The organism is Streptomyces sp. NPDC050988 (genome assembly GCF_044456225.1).
Taxonomy (GTDB): Bacteria; Actinomycetota; Actinomycetes; order Streptomycetales; family Streptomycetaceae; genus Streptomyces.
Genome location: NZ_JBITFQ010000009.1, coordinates 83,938 through 107,370, shown reverse-complemented (window position 1 = coordinate 107,370; position 23,433 = coordinate 83,938). Strand labels below are relative to the sequence as shown.

6 protein-coding genes are annotated in these 23,433 nt (G+C 71.2%); 4 read left to right on the top strand and 2 right to left on the bottom strand.

Annotation, left to right across the window (positions count from 1 at the left end):
- Window positions 1-65: 65 nt before the first annotated feature.
- Window positions 66-12,506, bottom strand: a complete 12,441-nt coding sequence (locus tag ACIBEI_RS21345) for an amino acid adenylation domain-containing protein (protein WP_398891010.1) — start codon at window positions 12,504-12,506, stop codon at window positions 66-68.
- Window positions 12,507-12,837: 331 nt separating this feature from the next.
- On the opposite strand from ACIBEI_RS21345, the gene ACIBEI_RS21340 reads away from it, so the two are divergent.
- The 3 genes from ACIBEI_RS21340 (at window position 12,838) to ACIBEI_RS21330 (ending at window position 17,720) form a co-directional block, all read left to right on the top strand.
- Window positions 12,838-13,155, top strand: a complete 318-nt coding sequence (locus ACIBEI_RS21340; RefSeq protein WP_398891008.1) for a hypothetical protein — start codon at window positions 12,838-12,840, stop codon at window positions 13,153-13,155.
- Between the two features lie 524 nt (window positions 13,156-13,679).
- A complete protein-coding gene (locus ACIBEI_RS21335; RefSeq protein ID WP_398891397.1) occupies window positions 13,680-15,881 on the top strand; it encodes a M4 family metallopeptidase in 2,202 nt (733 codons plus the stop codon).
- A gap of 165 nt (window positions 15,882-16,046) precedes the next feature.
- Complete coding sequence (locus ACIBEI_RS21330; protein WP_398891006.1) at window positions 16,047-17,720, top strand: hypothetical protein; 1,674 nt, start codon at window positions 16,047-16,049, stop codon at window positions 17,718-17,720.
- 22 nt (window positions 17,721-17,742) lie between these two features.
- Here the strand turns inward: ACIBEI_RS21330 and ACIBEI_RS21325 are convergent, their stop codons facing one another.
- Window positions 17,743-20,862: a discoidin domain-containing protein gene (locus ACIBEI_RS21325; RefSeq protein WP_398891004.1), complete on the bottom strand. Its 3,120-nt coding sequence runs from the start codon at window positions 20,860-20,862 to the stop codon at window positions 17,743-17,745.
- Window positions 20,863-21,262: 400 nt separating this feature from the next.
- Here ACIBEI_RS21325 and ACIBEI_RS21320 point away from each other — a divergent pair, with 400 nt between their 5' ends.
- Window positions 21,263-23,395 (top strand): hypothetical protein, encoded by a 2,133-nt coding sequence (locus ACIBEI_RS21320; protein ID WP_398891002.1) that lies wholly within the window; start codon window positions 21,263-21,265, stop codon window positions 23,393-23,395.
- The last annotated feature ends 38 nt before the right edge of the window (window positions 23,396-23,433 follow it).

Genomic DNA, 23,433 nt, shown 5'->3' with positions numbered 1-23,433 from the left:
GCCGCTCGGCCGGCCCGTACGGGAACCGAGGGCCGGAGCGGGGCCGTGCCCGCCGCCCGCACCGCTCAGCGTTTCCCTGGCACACGAGCCGCCATCTCGGCGCCGACGACATGCCCGAGCAGGTGGAGCGGGGCCGCGGTCACCCCGGCCCGGTCGACGGCCCGAGCGTAGGCGTGAGCCACGTCCCGGTCCACCAAGCCGTGCACGAGCGGCAGTTCCGGCAGGGTGGCGCGCAACAGGGACTCCGTACGGCAGGAAGCGAGGGTGTCCTCGATCCAGGGCTGGGCGAGGTAGCCGGCCGCAGCCGCGGCGGGCAGTCCCGCGGCGGGTTCACGGCGCGTGCGGCCGATGTGGAGCAGGCCGCCGCCCAGGATCAGTACGTCCTGCTGGTCCTGCATCCGGGAGAGCGCCCGGCCGGTGTCGAAGCAGTGCGGGAACGAGTCGTCGACCACCGTGGTGCCGGGCCTCAGCCGGTCCACGTCCAGGACCGCGGTGCTGCCGCTGATCGCCGTCACCAGCAGCTCCGTTCCGTACACCGCGTCCGGCAGTGTCTGCCGGGACTCCACCACGTCGACCTCGTCGGCCAGCCCTCGCTCGCGCAGGTCCCGGGCCAGTCGCGTCAGTCGCGGTCCGCTGCCGAGTACGTCGCACAGCAGGAGCCGCCGTGGTGGACGCGTGGCCCCTGAGAGGAGCAGCTCCAGCGACGAGGAGCCGATCGAACCCAGCCCCACGAACGCGACATCGAGGTCCGCGAGGTTCTGGCCGGTGGCGTCCAGAGCCGCCTGCACCGTCTTGACCACTGACACAACGGTTGCCGCGTGGCCGGTCGTGACGGCCGCCGGTCCTTCGACACAGGACAGCACGTCGAAGCCGTAGCCGGTCAGCGACGGGATCATCCCCGCCAGTGAGACGCAGCGCGCGCCGAGCGAGGAAGCCAGCGAGACCGCGCGGCCGGCGTGCCGGACGAGGCCGGGATCCCGGCCGAGTTCGTCGGTGAAGAGCGGCACGCAGACGAAGCCCGATCGGCCCAGCGGTGTCTCCACCGTCTCCAGGAGGCGCGGCGCGCCGTCGGGGAACAGCATCGTGCGCAGCTCGGCGCGTGGCAGCGCCCCGTCGGGCAGGCCCGCCAGCCGCGCCAGATGGTCGGGTGCGGGCAGGTATCCGACCAGCGCCGCGTCCATCGTTTCCCGAGGCACCTGCCGTCGAACCGCGGGCTCAGGGCTTGATGCCCGGGTGAGCCGGGTGCGGATCGAGTGCGCGAAGCCGTCCAGCGCGCCTGGCGAGAAGGCCCTCGCGGACCCATGGAGCGTCACACGCAGCCCGTCCCCGTCCGGCCGCACCGCCATGAACACGTCCGTCGCCGTCGACGGCGGAGCGAACGCGCTGTCCGCGTCCTCCCACGACACCGTCAGCGTGCCGCCGTTGGGCGCCGCCAGCGCGGAGAAGTCCAGGAAGGTGAAGAAGAACTGCGACGTCACCGGCAGCCCGTTGGCGTGCCGCGGCAGGACGTCGTCGTGGGTCCGTGCCTCCTCGGCCTCGGCGACGATCCGGCGCAGGGCATCGCCGAAGTGTCCTTCTGCTGACGCCGGGCCCGCCGTGGCGGCCGGCCGTACCGGTACCGCCGCGGCGAACGGGCCGAAGATCCGGTGTACGTCCGGCAGCGGACGGTCCCGCCCGCTCACCGCCAGCCCGAGGACCAGGTCCGCCTGGCCGGTCGTCTCCGTCAACTGCTGGTAGTAGGCGGTCAGCAGGGGCGCGTACAGGGTCGCCCCCGCTTCTGCCGCGAGTGCGCGCAGCGCTGCCGTACGGCTCGCGTCGAGCACGAACTCCGCCGACACGAACTTCGCCGAATGGAAGGCGGGGGAGTCACTCGCGGTATCGCCGCTGCCGTGGTCGGGCGCACGCAGCACCGGGGGCCGGTACGGGGCGCTCAGCCGGGCTCGGCGTTCCGCGGCGTCCGGCGCAGGGGCGGATCCCGCCTCCGCTCCGCCTTCGATGCCGGTCTCGGCGAGCAGCAGGCAGTGGTCGCGGAAGGTGGCGCGTGGTGTGGACGGTTCGGCTGCGCGGTCGGCGGTCAGCAGGTCGTACGCGTCCGTCAGTTCCTGCATGAGCAGTGCGGCGCTGTATCCGTCGCCGATGAGGTGGTGTGCGTGCACGAGGAGGACGTGCTCGTGCGGAGCCAGGGTGAGCACGCGAAGTCGCAGCAGGGGCCAGGTCCACGGCTCGAAGCGCCGGCGTGCTTCGGCCGCCGCCCGCTCGTCCACGTCACCGCGGTCGCGGAGCGTCTCGAAGACGACCGGCAGCCGCAGGGAGCGCGGCAGTTCCTGCTGGACGGGCGGCCGCGCGCCCGAGGGGAAGACCGTACGCAGCATCGCGTGGCGTTCCACCAACAGGTCCACCGCGGCCTGGAAGACCTCCTGGTCCAGTGGGCCGGACAACCGCAGCCGCGCCAGCCAGGCACCGCCGCCCGGCGAGAGCTCCTCGGCGAGGAGGAATCCGCGCTGGCCCGGTGTGAGGGGGAAGGGGGCCGTGTGGTCCTCTCGCGTCGGGCGGGAGCCCGTGGCCGTGGCCTCCTTCGTCCCGCACGGTTGCCCGACGGCCGAGTCCACCGCCGCGTCTACCGCAGCGGCCAGCGCGGCGAGAGTGCGGTGGCGGTAGACCGCCGTCGGCCTGGGCAGCGGCCCCTCCTGCTCCCCGAGCCGGGCGAACACCTGGAGGACGAGCATCGAGTCGCCGCCGAGGTCGAAGAAGTCGTCCTCCCGGCAGACCCCGTCGGCCTCCAGCAGCTCGGACCAGATCGCCGCCAGCCGCCGTTCCGTCGGCGTCGCCGGGGGAGTACCACGACCGGCAGTCATCGACAGCGAGGCCGATGGCGTGCCCGCGCGGTCCGCGCGGTCCGCCGGGACAGTTTCCCGGTCGGACAGAGCGCGGCGGTCGACCTTGCCGGTCCCGGTCAACGGCAGCGCGTCGACGACCGTGATGCGTGCCGGGATCATGTACGGCGGCACGACGTCCGACAGGTGTCGACGCACATCGCGGGTTTCCGGCGGACCGGCACCGGGCCGGACGGTCACGAACGCCAGCAGACGCCCTTCGTACGCGGTCACGGCGGCCCGCGCGATGCCGGGGTGGGTCTGCAGGGCCGCTTCGACCTCTCCCGGTTCCACCCGGTTCCCACGGATCTTCACTTGGTCGTCGACACGGCCCAGGAACTCCAAGGTGCCGTCCTCGCCGAGGCGTACCCGGTCCCCGCTGCGATACCAGCGGCGACCGTCGCGTACGGCGAACGCACGGGCCGTCAGGTCCGGCTCGCCCAGGTATCCGGGTGTCAACCCGACACCCGCGATGAGCAGTTCACCGAACTCGCCCGGCCCACGCGGCGTGCCGTCGGGGCCGACCACCTCCAGCTCGGTACCGGCGACCGGCCGCCCGATGGGCAGCGTCTGCACGTCGTCGTCGGGTCGGGCGTCGATGACATGGCAGGTGGCGTTGATGGTCGCCTCGGTGGGCCCGTACAGGTTGGCGATCCGTGTGCCGGTTCCGAACAGGTCGAACCACCGGCGTACGTGTGCGGCGGGCAGTGCCTCTCCTCCGACGTGCACCCAGCGCAGTGCCGACAGGTCCGGTCGGCCCGCCCCGTGTCGCACCTGCTCCTCGGCGGCGGACAGCAGTTGCTCCCAGAGCGTCGGCACGGAGCTCCAAACGGTGATCCGCGCCCGCTCCACGTACGCGAGCAGCAGCTCGGGGTCACGCCGCAGGTCCTGCGGCACGGTCACCACGGTGGCGCCGACCAGGAGAGGGGCGAGCAACTGGCGTACGGAGGCGTCGAAGCAGGGCGATGCCGTCTGGGCCAGCCGGTCCTGAGGGCTGTAGCCGAAGGTGGCGACCGCCCAGTCGAGGTAGTTCTCCATCGCCCGGTGGGTGATGGGTACCGCCTTGGGGCGCCCGGTGGATCCGGAGGTGAAGATGACGTACGCGATCGCCTCGGCCCCCGCCAACGGTACGGAGTTGTCACGCATCGAGGCCTGTGAGGTCGGCGTGTCGTCTACGGCCACGGTCCGAACTCCCCGGAGAGCGGAGGCAGTTGACGAGGTTGACGCATGACACACCACGACGCCGGCGCCCGTGCGGGCCAGCTGATCCGCAAGTCGTGCCGCGGGGTGGCCCGCATCCAGCGGAACCCAGCCGGCACCGGCCCGCAGGATGCCCACCACGCCGATCACCGTGTCCGGGCCCGGCTCGGTGAGGAGTCCGACCAGGTCGCCCGGACGCACGCCGAGGGCGCGCAGGCGCGCGGCGAGCAGAGCCGACGCGCGGTCGAGGGCCGCGTAGGTGAGCGTCGTCGATCCGCCGTCGACCGCGGTTGCGGTGGGCGTGGCACGGAACTGGTCGAGCAGCCGGCCGACCAGGCTCGGGCCGCTGTCCGATGCGGCGAGCGGTACGGACGTCACGGGGGAAGCGGGGGAAAGGGCCGTAACAGGCACAGACGCAGGCATAGGCAGAGGCGCAGGCACGGATGCAGATGCGGGCACAGGTGCAGGCATAGGTGCAGGTGCAGGCGGTGCGGGAACCGCACACAGCGCGGTCAGTTCCTCGCGGTACTCCAGGTCCAGACGCGCCACCGTCGCCCGCTCGAAGAGCGGCAGCGGGAAGTTCCACGACATACGCAGGACAGGGCCGTCCGCCCAGCACAGCAGGCTCAGCCGGGTGGCCGCCGAGCCGGTCCCGGCCGCGGTCGCCCGTACTTCCACCGGGCAGTCGGCCGCCAGGCGGGCCGGGAAGCGGGCGAAACTGAAGCCCGCCGGGCTCACCGTGCGAGGGCCGCCATCGGCACCGGACAACAGCCCGGCCAGATCCAGACTGCTCAGATCGGCGTGCCGCTCGCTCTCCAGCCATGCCCCGCGCAGCCGCGCGGCCAGTGCCGTGAGCGGCTCCTCCGGGTCCGCCTCGCACAGCAGCGGAAGCGTGTCGGCGAGCGGACCGACGAGCCGGTCCACCCCGTCGAACCGGTCCTCGCGCCGCGCCCGGGCCACGTTCACGGCGATGTCCCGGCGGCCGGTCCACCGCACCAGGCAGCGCACGTACGCGGCGAGCAGCAGGTGGAACAGTGAAACGTCATGCGCGGCGGCGAGCCGTTCCAGGCCGGTGGTGAGGGCCGCGTCGAGTTCGCCGTGGTGTTGTACGAGCGGGCCGGACGGAGGAGCGTCGGGATCACCGTCGTACGGCAGCCGCAGTGGTTCACCGCGACCGGCGAGGCGCTCCGCCCAGTAACGCCGCGTGTCCTCCGGGCTGTTGGAACCGGGGGAGTGGACGCGTGCTGCCGCGTACCTCGCGAAGTCCAGTGCCGGCGGGATCGGTTGGGGTCGTTCTCCGCGCCAGAGTGAGGTGTACAGGGCCCATAGATCCTCGGCCAGCACGTTGAGGCTGTATCCGTCCGCCGCCGCGTGATGGACTACCAGGAGCAGGTGCGCGAGGCCCGGTTCCTGACGGAGCACGACGGCCCGCACCGGCGGTTCGACGGCCAGGTCGAAGGGCCGGTTGCACAGGGCCGATTCGACGTCGTCCACGTTCTGGGCAGAACCCTCGCGCACCTCGTACCAGGTGTGCAGGGGCATCGTCGGCGCCAGCCGCTGCATCGGCGTGGCGCCCGTGTCGTCGATACGCAGCCGCAGCATGCCGTGGCGCTCGGCCAGAGCTGCCAACGCCCGGCCGAGGACGTGGGTGTCCAACGGGCCACGGATCGTCAGGCGCAGATGGCCACGGGCCGGGACGTCCGGGTGCAGCCGACTGCTGGTGTGCAGGGCCAGTTGTACGGGGGTGAGGGCGAAGGGCGTGCCGTCGTCAGCCGCGGGTGGAAGCGGGGCGAGGCGAGCGTCCCGCCCCGGCTCGACGGCCTCCGCGTCCGCGTCCGCGTTCGTCTCCGCCTCCGCCTCCGCCTCCGCCTCCGCCTCCGCCTCCGCATCCGCATCCGCATCCGCGTCAGCTTCGGCGCCGGCTCCCGCCGCGGTCTGCGTGTCGAGGTGCGCGGCCAACTCGCGCACGGTCCGGTACTCGAAGAAGAGCGTGGTGGGCCATGGCCGTCCGGTCCTGCGCTCCAGCCGCTTGACGAGGTCGACGGCGCCCAGCGAGTCCAGCCCGAGCGACAGGAACGGGGCGTCGTCGTCGACGGCCGACGCCGGTACGCCCAGCGACTGCGCGAGCAGCTCCCGGAGCACGGCAGCGGCGCCGGAGACGGACCCGGAGACGGACCCGGAGACGGACCCGGAGACGGACGCCGGCCCGTCCGCGCCGGAGGGCTGACGAGCCGCCGAGGCGGCCCGCGGGCGTGGCGTTGCCGCAGGCCGCCTCGGCGAGCCGGCGCAGGCCGTTCCCCGCACGGACGTCAGATCGGCGAGTACCAGTTGTGCCGCGTCCATGTCGCACGCCGAACGCAGTGCGGCCAGCGCGGGCGCGGTCGCCAGCGAGCGGCTTCCGGCGCGGGCAACGGCGCCGGCCCCGAGCGAAGAGGTGAGCGAGGAGGCAAGTCCCGTCTCGGCGAACGGCCCCAGGTTCACCGACAGCCACGGTCGTCCGGCCAGCCGTTCGGCAGCGGCGAAGGAGTCGAGGAAGGCGTTCGCGGCCGCGTAGACGCCGAGCGCTCCGGCCAGCCCGGGCAGCACCGAGGCCACGGACGAGAACGCGACGCACACTCCGGGACTTTGCCCGTGCCGGTGCAGTGCCTCCGACAACAGCATCGTGCCGAGCGTCTTCGCCTCAAGCGCATCCACCGCTTCCTGCACGTCCGTTGAGCGCAGGCTCCCGGGGCGCACCACTCCGGCCGCGTGGAAGACACCGTCCAGCGGGGGCAGTTCGGCGACGAGCTTGTCGACGTCGTCCTGTGCCGCGAGGTCGGCCGGGTGGTAGCGGGCATCGGCGCCGAGCGCCGCGAGTTCCTCCACCAGGCCCTCGGGCGGCCGCGGAGAGCGGCCCGAGAGGATGACCACCGGCCGGCCCCGGCCGGCGAGGTCCCGGGCCAGAGCGGAACCGATACCCCCGCAGCCGCCCGTGATCAGGAAGGTGCCGTCGGCAGGCAGCCGCTCCCCGCCGTGAGGCGTCTCGGCCGACTGCGGGACGACGGTCCGTACCAGTCGCAGCCCGTCCCGCCAGGCGACCACTCCGGCCGCCTGGGGCGCCGCCGCCTCGGCGAGGACGGCCCGGAGCCGTTGTCCGGCGTCGTCGAGGGACGCGAGGTCGACCCAGTTCGCCACCACTCCCGGGAACTCCTCGGGCACGGCCAGAGCGAGGGCGCCCAACACGGCCTGCGCCGGGTCCGGATGCTCGGAACCGTGTCCCGTGACGTGCACGTCCTCGGTCACGACGAGCAGCCGGCGAGCCCCGGTCCGGTCGAACAGCGCGAGCGCCTCCCGGAACCCCGTGACCCACCGACGCTGCATCCGCTCGAACTCGGCAGCCGTGCCGTGCTCGGCCGCCCCGGCGACCAGGATCACCGTCTGCGCCGCAGCGACTCCGGAGCCCGTGACCTGACCACGGACTCCGGAATCCGTGGTCACCTCCACGCCCCGCTCCGCGAACTGTTCCCCGAGGTCATGCACCGCCGTCGCGTCCGGGCCGGTCACCCATACGGGTCCGGCGGGAGCGTCGTCGGCCAGGGGCGCCGCCTGCCACGTGACGCGATGCAGGAGCCCGTGCGCCGCGGAGTCGGGCCAGTACCGGCGCCGCTGGTAGGGGTAGGGCGGCAACGTCACACGCCGACGGCCCGCGTCGAGCGCTGTACGGTCCAGCGTCACGCCCCGCGCCCACAGGCGACCCACCGTCGCCAGCAACTCCCGCGCCCCGCCCGGGGTACCGCCCTTGGCGGCCCCGACCCGGTCAGCCTCGCCGGGCGCGGACACGACGAGCACCCGGCCGTCAGCGCTGGCGCCGGTGTCGTTGGCCGGATGCGGAGCGTCGGTGGTCGCAGGGTCCGCGGCGGTGGCCCGGCGATGGGCCGCCGCCGCGCGGATCGGGCCGGCGAGGTTCTCGTCCGGTCCGAGTTCGACGAACGTGTCGTAGCCCTCGTCCAGCAGTCGTGCCACGGCCCGGCCGAACAGCACCGGCCGCAGGGCGTGTTCGCGCAGATGGTCCGGGTCCATGAGCGGCTGCCACTCGGCCGTGAGCGTGCTCAACAAGGGCAGGTCGGCAGCCGTGGCGTCCAGGGCGTGTGCCGCGTCGGTCAGGGCCTGCGCGACCGGCTCCATCAACGGTGAGTGAAAAGCGTGCGGCACCCGCAGCGGGCGTACCACCGCTCCCAGCCCGGCGAGCTTCTCCGCCGCCCGCTCGACCACGTCGGGACTGCCGGAGATCACCAGCCGGCCGGGACCGTTGTACGCGGCCACCGCGAGCTCGCCGGGTGATGCGGCCACCAGGGCGGCCACGTCCTGTTCGTCGGCCCCCCGTACCGCCAGCATCGCGCCCGGCGCGGTCAACGTACCCATGAGCCGCCCGCGTTCGGCCGCGAACCCCACCGCGTCGGCAAGCGACAGCGCCCCGCCGGCACAGGCGGCCGCCAGCTCGCCGACGCTGTGTCCGACGAGCGCGTCCGGCCGTACACCCCAGGCCATCAACTGCCGGGCGAGGGCCACCCCGTGGGCGACCAGCAGCGGCTGCGCCACCTCGGTGGCGGCCTGCGCCCGCGCATCCACCTCCGCGTCCACGCACCAGGACGTCAACTGCCGCCCGTGTACGGTGCCGACCCCGGCCGACGCCTCGTCGAGCGTGTCGCGGTACACCGGCGCCGTCGCGTACAACGCACGGCCCTGGCCCGGCCGCAGTGCGCCCTGGCCGGGGAAGACGAAGACGGTCCGTGGCCGGTTCGCCACCGTCCCGGTGACCACTCCCGGCGCCCGGCCGTCACTCGTGGCGGTCGCCGCGGCGAGCCGCTCCCGGAGGTCCCCGTCGGCCACCACGGCCAGCCGGTGCGGTCCCTCGTCCCGAGCCGTGGCCGCCGTCAGACAGACGTCGCCCTCGTCGAGTTCCGGGTGGTCGCGCAGATGGTCCGAGAGACGGGACGTCCAGGCGGCCAGACCGTCCGCGCTGCGCGCGGAGAGGGTCAGCAGCCGCGGGCCGCCTTCCGCGCGCGGCGCAGGGGCGGAGGGGAGGGCCGGCGGTGCCTGTTCCAGAACCGCGTGCGCGTTCGTGCCGCCGAACCCGAAGGCGTTGATGCCCGCCCTGCGCGGACCCTGCGACTCCCAGTCGGTCAGCTCGGTGACCAGGGCGAACCCCGACCGCTCGACCGCGGGGGAGGGCGACGTGTGGTGCAACGAGGCCGGCAGCCGGCCTCGCCCGAGAGCCAGCACGACCTTGACCAGGGAGGGCAGTGCTGCCGAGTTGAGCAGGTGTCCGACGTTCGTCTTGACCGAGCCGAGCAGCCGCGGCCGCCCGTCCGCACGGGCCGGGAAGGTCTGTGCGAGTGACCGCAGTTCGATGGGGTCGCCGACGGCCGTGCCCGTCCCGTGGGCCTCGACGTACGTCACCGACCGCGGATCGACGCCGCAGATCTCGTACGCCCGGCCGATCACCTCGTGCTGTCGCAGCGGATTGGGTGCCATGAGGCTCAGGGAGGTGCCGTCGTTGTTGACGGCGGTGCCGCGTACGACGGCCAGGATCTCGTCGTTGTCACGGCCGGCTTCCTCAAGTGGCCGCAGGACGAGGGCGGCTCCACCCTCGCCGGGTACGAACCCGTCGGCCGCGGAGCTGAAGGCGCGGCTGCGGCCGGTCGGTGACAGGGCCTGCGCCGACTCCAGCGCCTGGTACCCGTCGGGTGTCAGGTGGAGGTTGACGCCGCCGACGACGGCGATGTCGCACTCCCCGTCCGCGAGGCTGCGCCGGGCCAGATGCAGCGCCACCAGACCCGACGAACACGCGGTGTCCACGGCGAGCGCCGGCCCGTCGAGGTCGAGGCAGTGCGCGACACGGGCGGCGACCAGGTTGGGCAGGTTGCCGGTCAGGGCGGTGGCCGCCGGTGGCGTACCGGCCGGGGTCGCGTCCGCGAGGACCTGCCGGTAGCCGCTGTCTCCGACGGCGGCGAACACCCCGACGCGCAGGCCGCGGCGGCGGGTTCCGGCATAGCCCGCCCGTTCCAGTGCCTCGTGGGCGAGTTCGAGGAAGATCCGTGCCTGTGGGTCGAGCGTGCGGGCCTCCTCGTCACCGATGCCGAAGTGCCCGGCGTCGAATGCGGCCGGGTCGTCGAGGAAGGACCCCCAGCGTCCGCCGGAGCCGGGATACGCCTGCCGGCCGGCCGGAGCCGAGGGTGTGCCGTCCCAGCGACCCGGCGGCACCGTGGTCACGGCGTCCCGGCCGCCGGCCAACAGGTCCCAGAACTCCTCCGGCGTGCTCGCGCCGGGGAACCGACAGGCCATCGCGACGATCGCCGTCGAGGGTGTGCCGGCTCGGGCGGGCACCGTTCCCCGCCCGTCGGCGGCGTACGGCCGCCGGTCTGACGTGCTGTCAACTGCCGCCAGGAGGTGGTCGGTGAGCGCGTCGACGGTGTCGTCGCGCATCACGGCCGGAGCGAGGGTGACATGGAAGGCGTGCTCCAGTTCGGCGAGCACTTCCATCGCCTTGAGCGAGGTGCCGCCCAGATCGGTGAACCGGTCCCGGTCCGTGAAGGACGCCTCCGGCCGAGCCAGGACGCGTGCCCATACGCCGCGCACCAACTGTCGTACGTCACGGCGGGAGCGGGGTGACGCCGATCGCTGTACGCCGTCAGGTTGCCCCGGCCCACCCGCCGGCCCGCCCGCGGGTGCGTCTGACGAGGCGGCGGACGGAACGGCGGCGGACGGAACGGCGGCCGAGGGGATGGAGGGCATGGCCCGGGGGCTGGACGAGGCCACCGGCCGGTACGAGCCCTCCTCGAAACGGGTCCGCATCCGCTGCCGCTGCAGCTTCCCGCTCGTAGTACGCGGGAAGGCCGACGGCGGGAGGGCCAGGACGTGCACGTCGTCGTGGCCCAGTGCCCCACGAATCCGCCGCGCGACCTGGTCCAGCACCTCCGACGCGGTGCCCGGCGGGCGGCTCCAGGACACGAACACCACCACGCGCTCGCTCCCGGTCACCGGGTCGGTCGATCCGACCACGGCCGTGAGACCGGCAGGCAGCCCGGGCGTCGCGGCCGCCACGTCCTCCATGTCCGGGGCGTGGAAGGTGCGGCCGTTGAGGAAGAGGACGTCCTTGTGGCGGCCGCTGACACACAGTCGACCGTCCCGCAGGAAGCCGAGGTCCCCGGTGCGCAGCCAGCCGTCCGCGAAGGTCCGCGCGGTCGGCTCGGGAAGGCGGTGGTAGCCGCGCGCGATCTGCGGGCCACTCACCTCGATGTGTCCCACCCGCCGGTCACCAAGCGGCCGGCCGGCCTCATCGGTGATCCGCACTGTGCAGCCGGGCACCGGTATTCCGACGTCCATCACTTCCACGGCCGCTGCCTCGGCGTCGCCGCCGGGCTCCCGTTCCACTGCCCGGCCATCGCTGAGAGCGGCCCGGTCCAGCACCACGGGTGCCGCCACTTCACCGAGCGGCGGGACGGTGACGGCCAGCGTCGACTCGGCGAGACCGTAGACGGGCGTGGCCGCCCGGGCGTTCAGTCCGGTCGGCCGCATCCTGGCCGCGAAGTCACGCCACACCGTCGCCGAGATCGGTTCGGCCCCCACCAGCATCAGCCGTACGGAGCTGAGGTCCACAGCGGCGAGTACCTCGTCGGGGACCCGGCGGACGGTCAGGGCGAGTGCGAAGTTGGCGGCCGACAACACTGTGGCCCGGTGCGCGGCGGCCACGTCGAACCACAGGCGCGGCGTCTTCGCGAACGACAGGGGACCGATCTTCACCTGCTTCGCCCGCACGGCGAGCGGTGCCAGATGAGTGCCGATGAGGCCCATGTCGTGGAAGTAGGGCATCCAACTGACCACGACATCCTGCTCGTTGAGCCCCGAGGCGGCGGCCATCTGTCGCAGGTTCGCCAGGACCGCCGCGTGTGTCAGCTCAACTCCCTTGGGCGAACCGGTACTTCCGGAGGAGAACTGGAGGAAGGCCAGATCGTCCGGGCCCGGCATGACAGGCGAGACCGGTTCGGCGCACTCGCGCAGCGTCTCCAGCCGCAACACCCTTGCACTGTCGGGCAGTTCGGCAGCCATCCCCGCACAGGCCGCGTCCACCACGACGGGTGGACGGCCCAGGTGCTCCCACACCGGGGCCACCCGCCGCGCGTCGGGCGCGAGCGGCACCGGCACCAGCCCGGCGGCGAGAGCGCCCCAGAACATCGGCTGGAAGTCCTCACTGCGGTCCGCGAGCAGCGGCACGCAGGTGCCGGGCTCGACGCCCGCGCCGCGGAAGCCACCCGCGACGCGCAGGGACTCGTCGAGCAACTCCCGGAACGTGACCACCAGTTCGCTACCGTCCCCACGGACATGTACGACGACCTGCTCAGGGGCCTGGCGGGCTGCGTCCAGCAGTACGTCAAACAGCGATGCAGTCTTCATGGGTCCGTTCATTCGTGCGTGGGTGAATTGAGCCGGTACAGCGGTGGGTCGAGCCGGGTGGCGAGCCGGAGGCCCTTGACCTCGTCCTTTCGTTCATTCGGGAGCCTGCCTGAGCCTGTGTCCCGTTTCATGAGTACGCATACTCAAACGGAGTTCCGTATCGAACCACTGTCCGGGCGCACGACGTGTTCGCATTCCTGGCCGAAGGCGGGGAACGTGGAGTACATGGGAGTCGGGAGCACTGCACGCCAGTCGGGCGCACGCGCCGTGCCGTCCGCCCGTCCGGCCCGTGAAGCCCCCGACGGACCGGGCATCCTCGTAAGGAGTTCCAGTGACCACGTACGTCATCACCGTTCCGGGCACGTTCGTCCGCAGTGTCTCCGACGCCGCGCGCTCCGGCATCGAGGACAGGCTCCGGCCTCGTGATCCGCAGAACACGGACCTGGGCGAGAGCGAGGAACTGAGCCTGCTGACCGTCGAGGAGGGTGGCATGTTCTCGGCCAGGGTCGAGGTCGAGGCGGCGGACCGCTCCACTGCCGAGAGCGAGGCGGTGGGCCTGGTCTCGAAGGCTCTGCGCGACAGCGGATTCACCGAGGACGACGCCCCACTGGGGCAGGCGGTCGTGACCGGAATCGACAGCGAGTTCTGAGAAGGCGCAGCCTCGCGGCCGGGCACGTACCCGCGCCGAAGTCCGTGCTCGTACTCAAGGCCGAGCCGGTGATCGCCCCGCGTCGAACGGATCGGTCTTCGCCCGGCAGTGGCTGAAGCCCTTCGTCGGCGATGATGAACTCACAGCAGGCAATGGTCAATTCAAGCCGTTGTCTTGTCACTTCCATGACAACCCTGTGCGAGTGGTGTCACTCTGCTGTGGAACATTCACTGTTCGTTCACATCGTCACACCTGTCACACCTCCCATGTCCCCCACTCGTACATCCCCGCACCCTCACGTCACACGCGTCGCCGCGTCCTCGGGCGCCCGCGCGTATCGGCCGGTGCGGAGCTCCTTCCCGCTCCACCCCCCATTCCGGACCGGCCGCACCCAGCCGGTCCGCTCGCCGTCGGCCCTCACCAGGGGCCGGCTGTCGCAGGAGGAGAAGACCTTGTCCGGGTATCACCGTTCCACCCACCGGCGCAGACGCGCCGCGGCCCTGGCCCTCACGACCGCCAGCTCGATGCTCGTCCTCGGAGTCCAGGCCGGACCCGTGTCGGCCGCACCCGCGGATCCCGGTTCCTCGAAGATCACCGCCACGCCGCGCGCCGGTGCGGCCCAGACCGAGCTGTCTCCCGCCAAGCGCACCGCGCTCCTCAAGAGCGCGACCGCAGGCGCCGGCGACACGGCCGATCAACTCGGCCTCGGCTCGCAGGAGAAGCTCGTCGTCAAGGACGTCATCAAGGACGCCGACGGCACGACCCACACCCGGTACGAGCGCACCTACGCGGGACTCCCGGTCCTCGGCGGTGACCTGGTGCTGCACGTGAAGAACGGCCGGACCACCACGTCCAAGGCCACCGGCGCCACCATCACGGTGCCCACGACCACGCCGAAGATCTCCGCGGCCCGCGCCGCCACCAAGGCGCTCGCGATCGGCAAGGCGGCCGACGTGGAGCGCTCCGAGGTCGAGGGCAAGCCTCGGCTCGTCGTCTGGGCCGCCGCCGGGTCCAAGCCGGTCCTGGCCTGGGAATCCGTCGTCGAGGGCTTCCAGGAGGACGGCACGCCCAGCGAACTGCACGTCGTCACCGACGCGGCCTCCGGCAAGGTCGCCTCGAAGTACGAGAGCGTGCACACCGGCACGGGCACGGGCCAGTACAACGGCTCGGTCTCGGTCGGCACCACGGCGTCCGGTTCGTCGTACCAGATGGTCGACGGCGATCGCGCGGGCCAGCGCACGTACGACCTGAACCAGGGAACCTCCGGCACCGGCACACTGTTCACGGATGACAACGATGTCTGGGGCGACGGCACCCCGGGCAACCGGCAGACCGCCGGTGTGGACGTCGCCTTCGGCGCGGCCGCGACCTGGGATTACTACAAGAACGTTTACGGCCGCAACGGCATCCGCAACGACGGTGTCGCCGCCTACAGCCGCGCCCACTACGGCAACAACTATGTCAACGCCTTCTGGCAGGACTCCTGCTTCTGCATGACGTACGGCGACGGGTCGGGCAACGCTAAGCCGCTGACCTCGCTGGACGTGGCGGCCCACGAGATGACCCACGGCGTCACCAGCGCCACCGCCAATCTGACGTACTCGGGGGAGTCGGGCGGCCTGAACGAGGCGACCTCGGACATCTTCGCCGCGGCGGTGGAGTTCAACGCCGGTCTGGACGCCGATGTCCCCGACTACTTGGTCGGCGAGAAGATCGACATCAACGGCAACGGCACCCCGCTGCGGTACATGGACAAGCCCTCCAAGGACGGCCAGTCCCGCGACAACTGGGACGCCTCGCTGGGCGGCATCGACGTCCACTACTCCTCAGGGCCTGCCAACCACTTCTTCTACCTGCTGTCCGAGGGCAGCGGAGCGAAGACCGTCAACGGCGTGAACTACGACAGCCCCACCGCCGACGGTGTACCCGTCGCGGGTATCGGCATCGAGAACGCGGCCCGGATCTGGTACCGCGCGCTGACGACGTACATGACGTCGTCGACCAACTACGCGGGTGCCAGGGCCGCGACCCTGCGGGCCGCGGGCGACCTCTTCGGTGCCTACAGCGACACCTACCTCGCCGTCGCCGCCGCGTGGGCGGGCATCAACGTCGGTGACCGCATAGCGCTGGGCGTCAACGTCTCCCCGATCGACGACCAGACCTCCGGTGTCGGCCAGGAGGTGTCCCTGCAGATCGACGCCTACACGACCAACGCGGACGCGACGCTGACCTACGAGGCCACCGGCCTGCCCGACGGCCTGACCGTCAGCGACACCGGCCTGATCTCCGGGACCCCGACCACGACCGGCACCAGTGACGTCACCGTGACGGTGACCGACAGCACGGGTGTCGCCGTGTCGGACACCTTCGAGTGGCGGGTTGCGTACGTCTACGGCAACTCCACCCGGGTCGACATCCCCGACGTCGGTGCCGCGGTCGAGTCGCCCATCACCATCACGGGCCGTCCGGGCAACGCCTCGGCGGCCACCGAGGTGTACGTCAACATCGTGCACACCTACCGGGGTGATCTGACGGTCGATCTGGTCGGCCCCAACGGGACCGTGTACTCGCTGCTGAACCGCAGCGGCGGCTCGGCCGACAACGTGAACCAGACCTTCGTCGTGGACGCCTCGGCGCAGCCCGTCGACGGCACCTGGAAGCTGCGGGTCCGTGACGTGGCGTCGATCGACGTCGGCTACATCCAGCAGTGGAGGATCACTCCCTGACGCACCGCCCGCTCCCACGCCCGCCCGGACCGCGCCATGGTCCGGGCGGGCGTTCGCCTTGTACGTTCCGGTCGCCCGGTAACGCTGCGATGTGTCCGGTATCGCCTCTAGCCTCGGTGGTAGAGATGTCCCTCGGCGTACAGGCAGCACAGGAGAGGCGGACCGATGGACCACTACGATCTCGGCACCCACAAGCGGACCGTGACGACATCGTCCACCGAGGCCCAGCAGTGGTTCGACCGCGGCCTGGTCTGGTCGTACGCCTTCCACCACGAAGAAGCCGTCTCCTGCTTCGAGGCGGCCGTGGCGGTGGACCCCGACTGCGCCATGGCCCACTGGGGCATCGCCTACGCACTGGGCCCCAACTACAACAAGCCCTGGGAGTTCTTCGACGGGGAGGACCTGGCCCGTACCGTCGACCGCACCCACGCCGCCGTCGAACTCGCGCAGCGGAAGGCGGTCGGCGCCACCCCCGTCGAACAGGCGCTGATCGGCGCGCTGCGGGCCCGCTATCCGCAGGCGGAGGCGGTCGAGGACTGCTCGGTGTGGAACGAGCCCTACGCCGACAGCATGCGCGCCGTGTACGAACTCGCCCCCGACGACCTCGACATCGCCACGCTCTACGCCGACGCGCTGATGAACCTCACCCCGTGGCAGCTGTGGGACCTGCGCACCGGGGAGCCCGCCGAGGGCGCGCGCACGCTCGACGCGAAGGCGGTCCTGGAACGGGCGATCGCCACCGATGCCGGGGCGCGGCACCCGGGCATCCTGCACATGTACATCCACCTCATGGAGATGTCTCCGACCCCCGAAACCGCGCTGCCCGTCGCGGACCGACTGCGCGGCCTGGTCCCCGACGCCGGCCACCTGCAGCACATGCCCACACACCTGGACGTGCTCTGCGGCGACTACCGGCGCGTGGTGTCCGACAACAGCACGGCGATCGTCGCCGACGAGAAGTACCGCGCGCGGGCCGGCGCGATGAACTTCTACACGCTGTACCGGTCGCACAACTACCACTTCAAGATCTACGGCGCGATGTTCCTCGGCCAGTCGAAGACCGCCCTGGAGACCGCCGCCCAACTCGAAGCCTCCATCCCGGAGGACCTGCTGCGCGTGCAGTCCCCGCCCATGGCGGACTGGCTGGAGGCATTCCTCGCCATGCGCGTCCATGCGCTGATCCGCTTCGGCCGTTGGTCCGACATCGTGGAACTGCCGCTGCCCGCCGACCCGAAGCTGTACTGCGCGACGACCGCGATGCTCCACTACGCCCGCGGGGTCGCGTTCTCGGCCACCGGCCGGGTCACCGAGGCCGAGGCCGAACGTGAACTGTTCCGCGAGGCGGTCACCCGGGTTCCGGAGACGCGGATGCTGTTCAACAACACCTGCGCCGACATCCTCGCGATCGCGTCGGCGATGCTCGACGGCGAACTGGAGTACCGCAAGGGCAACCACGAGGCCGCCTTCGCCGCCCTGGAACGGTCCATCGAACTGGACGACAACCTGCCCTACGACGAACCGTGGGGCTGGATGCAGCCCACCCGCCACGCGTACGGCGCCCTCCTCCTCGAACAGGGCCGCGTCGAGGAGGCCGAAGCGGTCTACCGGGCCGACCTCGGCCTGGACGACACGCTTCCGCGCGCCCTGCAGCACCCGGGCAACGTCTGGGCCCTGCACGGCTTCCACGAATGCCTCGTCCGGCTGGGCAGGACGGGGGAGGCCCGGATCGTGGCCCAGCAACTGAAGATGGCCACGGCGCTGGCGGACGTACCGGTCGAGGCGTCCTGCTTCTGCCGCCTCGACGCGGTCAACGGCGGTGTGGACGGCGGGTGTTGCTGACGTCCACCGTTGCGATTCCCACCTACGTAACAGTGAGAGCGATGAGTGAGGCAGGGCGCGCGGCCGATGTGATGACCCGTAGTGCCACGTAGCGGGCGGTGCGGTCAGTGCGCAGGACGCCACGCGCCGACAGCCGCGCCGCGCCACTGTACGTACGGCCGTCGAGGCTGAACTCGACCTGGGATGCCGGGACATCGCCTCCTCGCCACTGGGTCCGGATCTCGGTGATGTGCTGTTCGGCGCCCAGGTCGACGACCATGCGACCGTCGGGACCGGGCTTCCACGCGGTGCCCGCGTCTCCGTCGACCGCGGCCCCGGGGTCCGTCATAGCGGGCGGCAACGGCGCGGTCGGGAAGGTGGTGCGGCCGAGTGCCAGGTCGGCGATCGGGTAGGCCGTGGCGCGTGGCACGGTGACGGTGGTCGTGCGGCCCGCCCGGACCGTGGCATCGACGCTCCTGCCCTGTGCCGAGACGGTGACGTGGCAGGAGGGACCGGAGAGCCGTACGGTGCGGCCGTCGCGCACCTCGGCGCGGAGCCCGACAGGAATGCGGCCGCCGGAGAGGATGATGCGCGCAGGCGCCAGGGCGGCGGAGGCGGCGGCCAGCTCGGCATGGAAGGCCGTGCCCGATTCGGTGACGGTCTGAACGCCTTGGTAGAGACGGATCCCCGCGGCAGGCGAACTCGGGATCGTCACGGTCGTGATCACGGAGTCCGACGAAAGGTTGAACAGGCTCAGGTAGTGGTCGGTGAGGGCTGCCTTCACCTGTGCGGACTGCGTCGAGGGGGTCTTGCGGGCGGCCGCGGTACGCAGTTTCTCGGGCGTCGCGCCGGGGAGTGCCTCGATGAGCACGCTCTCGGCCGGTCCGTCGGAGAGCACGACCGTGTCTCCGTACACCGAGATCGGGTTGGCGCCGCCTCGTACGAGGAGACCCGCGCGGTCGTCGATGTCCAGCCATCCGCCGCGGCTGGTGAGGTCCGGTCGTGGCCAGGCGCCCAGCTCGGTCCACTGCTGTCCGTCGACCGATCCCTGGATCCGGTACGCACGGCCCGCCGCGGCCTCCCAGCGAAGCGTCACCCGGTCCACGTCCCGGGACGCGCCCAGGTCGACCGCGATCCAGCTGTCCGCCCGTGGACGGTCCGCGCGCGACACTGCCCAGCGGCTGGTGGCGTTACCGTCGACGGCGAGCCCGGGTTCCCTGCCCGGGTCGAAGGAGGAGGCGGAGGCTGTCGCTCCGGCCTCGCGCGCCAGGTCGCCGCCCGAAGCTCCGTCACGTATCTCGAAGGCGTACAGCGAATAGCCGTACGACGGGTCGGGGCGCACCCCGAGCATGCGCAGATGACGGAACCGGGCGCGAGGAAAGGTGAGTTCGTCGACGCGTGGGCCGGCGGACGTGCCGCCGCTCCCGGCCGCGACCGTCGTGCTTCCCTCGGCGGCCCGATAGGTGCGCTTCCCGTCCAGCCCCGGCATCCCGGGCATGGTCAGGTTGTGCACCTCCAAGTGGCCCTCGCCGTACGCCGTCCCGGAGGTCGCGTACACGACGGCGCCGGACGGCAGTGTGGTGAACCCCGCGTACCCCCGGTCCAGTGTGAACAGGCTCGCGCTGCCGTCGAACCCGTCCCGCGTCCGCGAGTACGTGACGACAGAACGCCCGGTGACCTTGGCGCCGGTGCTCGGCAGGAACATCGGTGTCGAGCCGCTGAGTGCGAACAGCCAGTCGTCATGGGCCGGTTGCCAGGCGAACTTCACGAAGCCGGACTTGCTGACCGCACCGGACCACGCGCCCGGTGACTGATGGGAGACGAGGCCGGGCCGCGGGCCGTAGTCGGTGACGCCACTGGCCTGCTCGAAGAGTTCGCGCTGCGACAGGGGACGTACGGGGGCCTGCCCCGACCGGGCCCGCCATTCGTGCAGCAGGTAGCTGATGGCCAGTTCGGCCCGGGCCTCCGGCTCGTACTTGGATTCGCCCGAGAACTTCGCGAGGCGGTACTGCGGCGGGTACTCCTGATACGCCTCCAGGCGCTCGGCCAGCGCCACTTCACAGCGGGCCGCCGCACGGTCGCCGACGACCTGGGCCAGGAACGCGAGCGGAATGACGTCCCGCCCGTAGAGGTGTTCGCGATCGGCGACCATCGGCATCAGGGGCTCGCCGGCGTCGCTCATCACGCCGAGCAGGGTGCACCACAGCGGTTCGGCGTTCGGCTGTGCCGTGAGCACCTCGGGCAGGGCGCGGCCCGCGGCGAGGAAGTGGGCGCTGTTGCGTCCCGAGGTACGCCAGAGTTCTTCCTGATAGTGCGGGCCGAACGAACCGTGGTTCTCGACGATGAACGTGTCATAGAGGTTCTGAGCGGTGTTCGCGCTGACGGCGACCCCGTCCACGCGGGCTGGATTGGCGAGGTCCGCGGCCGGCAGCCCCGCCTCATTGCGGCTCCACCTGCCGAAGGCGGCGCGCCATGCCTCGTACCGCGGATCGTCGCTCGCCCAGGCCAGACCGGGGGCCAGCGACTGGGTGTAGACGCCCATCTCCTCCAGCTTGGTGTCGCCCTCGAATCCGCCGCTCAGGCCGTGCGGGGTCCAGCCGCCGGAGTCGGGGTCGTCGCCCGTGCCCAACTGCGTGGTGAACTGCGCCTGTGCGCGGGCGATGGTGTCGACATTGCGCCGCGTCGCCTCATCGAGGTCGTCCCACAAGAGGCGGGCCGCGAGCACGAAGTACGACTGGAACGTGGTGTCCCAGAACAACCGCCGCCCCCACTTGGTGCCGCCGGTCAGCCGGTTGGACGCCGCGAAGTGCTTCACGGTGGCGACGGTCCTGGCGCGCAGGGTGTCCTTGTCGACTCCGGCACGCTCGGCGTCGTACGGGCCTCGGGTCAGCAGGACGGCGTTGCCGAGTACGACCGCGAACCCGAAGTCCTTGTCGGTGTAGTGGCCTTGGGCCGGGTCCCATTGCCCTTCCGACCACCGGGTGTGCGAGAGCAGCACGCGGTAGTACGTGTCGGAGACGGGGTCCGCGGCCGGGGCGGCCGTGGGTGTCGCGGCGGAGGCCCGGCCCGAACCCAAAGTGAGCGGGAAGGCGGTCATGGTGCCGGAAACGCCGAGCAGTTGCATGGCTTGACGGCGGGTGAGTCCCACGGCGTGCTGCGACATCGACGCGACCTCTCGACAACGTTGTCAGGGTGTCCGGTCAGTCTGTGGCCGTCACTTGCGCACGTCAAGACTCCTGAAGTCTCTTCCGGTGGGCGGGTCTCTTGTGGCGCTCGGTGGCTCGCGCGCAACGGTGGCGTGTTCCCGCCTGGCCCCATCAAGCATTTCCTGCAACACCGTTGACCGACCCGTCGAACGCCGCTTACGTTCCCTGGAGGTGAAAGCGCTTGCCGCGGCGCACCGTTCACTCCGCGCGGCCCAATCGGGCGCGCACTCCCGCTCCATGTCCTCTCCCCTTCCTGGCTCTGGTGCGTGATGGAAACGTTGTCATCCCAGTGTTGTCACTGCATCGCGCCCGTCGAACTCCGCACCGCGCCTCCTCCGACGAAAGGTGATCTCCGCGATGCCACCTGTGAGCCGTCGTTCCTTCCTCGGCGCGGCCTCGGCCGCCTTCCTCGGTGCCGGCACCGGATCCGCCGCCGCGGTGTCGGACAGCATCCGGCACAGATCCAGAGAGTGGACCTTCGAGAACGACGCCCTGCGCGCCACCGTGACCTACCAGAACGGTGGAATCCACCTCACGCGGCTCCTCAACAAGCGTGCCGGAAGCGACTACTTGAGCACCCCCGCGTTGCTCTTCGCCCACGAACTCGACGGCGCCGACACCGTCCGCGCGGACGACGGAGGGTGGCGCCTGGGCGCGACGACCAGGGAACTCATCACCGTACGCACCAAGGAGAGGTCCTGGCGGGTCGGGGAGCGCGTCCGCATCGCCCTGCACAGAGCCGTGCCCCGACCGTTCCGCGTCACCCTGGTCTTCGAGATCTACGACGGCGAAGCGGGCCTGCGCTACTTCACCCTCGTGCGCAACGAGGACACGTCCCGCGAACTCACCCTCACCCGCTCCACCGTGATCGACCTACGACTGCCGGACGAGCCGCACACCCTCCACTACGTCCCGAACATGAAGTGGTTCAGCACCCGTGGCTCGCTGAGCACCGACCCCGTCGGCAGGTCCTGGCCGAAGAAGGCCCTCACCGTGTACGACACCGGCGACGGCTGGAGCCTGAGCCCCGAGCTCAACTGGAAGACGCAGCGCGGAAACGGCAACTACCCGACCGACTACATGCTCCCGCCCTTCGCGGGCATCAACGCCTGGCACGAGCAGGACACCGTGTCCGTGGACACGCACCCCGAATCGCTGCAACTCACTTTGCTGCCGGGGGAGGAGTTCGAGTACCTCTCGGTGAACCTGACCGTGTTCAAGGGGGATGTCGTCGACGGGAAGATGGCCGACGAACTGCACTTCCGCAAGCGCTTCAAGTACCACCACACCACCACGCTCTTCCACCAGAACGACTGGGACTACCGCGGCGGCCCGGGCCATGAACTGCCCGCCGGCTACTACTACGACACCGTCATCCCGCAGACCAGGCGGGCCGGCCTCGACATGGTGATGCTCGACGACTACTGGAACACCACGCGCGACTCCATCGAACCCAGCGACTCCATGAAGAAGTCGATCACCAGCCTGGCCACGCTCTCGAAGACCCTCAAGGACAACGGACTCGGTTTCGGTCTCTGGTTCTCCCTCACCGGGGACGGTCACCTCAAGGGCCGCGACCTCGCCGACCCGGCCCAACTCGCCTACAAGCGGAGCCAGATCGAGACGCTGCTCAACGACTACGGCGTCACCCAGCACATGATCGACCTCACCGAGTACTGGCAGAACGAGCAGACGACCGCCTACTCGCACGCGGGCGACAACGTCTACCGCAAGGCCGTCCTCACCAGGACGATGCTCAACGACCTGGTGACGAAGAACCCCGAGTACCTGCCCAAGCTCACCAGCGAACTCGACATCGCCCCCACGCAGGGTGACCGCAACAACGGCCTGCTGCACATCGCGTACAACGGCTGGAACACCTCGAACGGAGGTATCACCGGGGAGGACCTGTCGCTGCGTACGGCGCTCACCGCGTTCGGGCACCTGCCGATGGGGGCGACCTACATGAACGGCGGCAAGATGACCGGCCGCATGGAGGACTACTACTCCTACATGGCCGTCCGCGCGGTCAAGTTTCCCCAGGACCCCGGCGACGCGACCAAGTGGCCCGAGGCGGCGGTGAAGCTGATGGGTGTCTTCAACGCCTGGCGCAGGCGGCCCGAGATCACCGCCCTGACGGATGGCCAGTTCCTGCCCGTCCACCTGGGTCAGGGCTGGGACACGACGGCGTGGGACAGCAGCAGGGGCCCGTACGTGTGGATGTGGGCGGACGCCCGGAGCCGCACCGCACTTCTCATCGCGACGGCCGCCGGCACCGCGCAGACGGTCGTCGACGCCAAGGTGCGCTGGCTCAACGACCGTACGACCTACGCCGTCACCGACATCACGATCGACGACGACGGCACTCAGGCCCACACCGCGAAGGGGGAGTTCACGGGCGAGCGACTGCGCACCCAGGGCCTGCCGATCGACCTGTCCGAGAACACATCGAAGGGCAAGGCGTTCTGGTTGGAGGCGGTGGCGCGGTGAGGCGGCGGGCGCTGTAACCCCGGCCCCTGACGACTTGC

Coding starts and splice junctions, on each gene's coding strand:
- ACIBEI_RS21345 (WP_398891010.1), bottom strand. CDS start 12,506: ATGAAGACTGCATCGCTGTTTGACGTACTGCTGGACGCAGCCCGCCAG.
- ACIBEI_RS21335 (WP_398891397.1), top strand. CDS start 13,680: ATGCTCGTCCTCGGAGTCCAGGCCGGACCCGTGTCGGCCGCACCCGCG.
- ACIBEI_RS21330 (WP_398891006.1), top strand. CDS start 16,047: ATGGACCACTACGATCTCGGCACCCACAAGCGGACCGTGACGACATCG.
- ACIBEI_RS21325 (WP_398891004.1), bottom strand. CDS start 20,862: ATGTCGCAGCACGCCGTGGGACTCACCCGCCGTCAAGCCATGCAACTG.
- ACIBEI_RS21320 (WP_398891002.1), top strand. CDS start 21,263: ATGCCACCTGTGAGCCGTCGTTCCTTCCTCGGCGCGGCCTCGGCCGCC.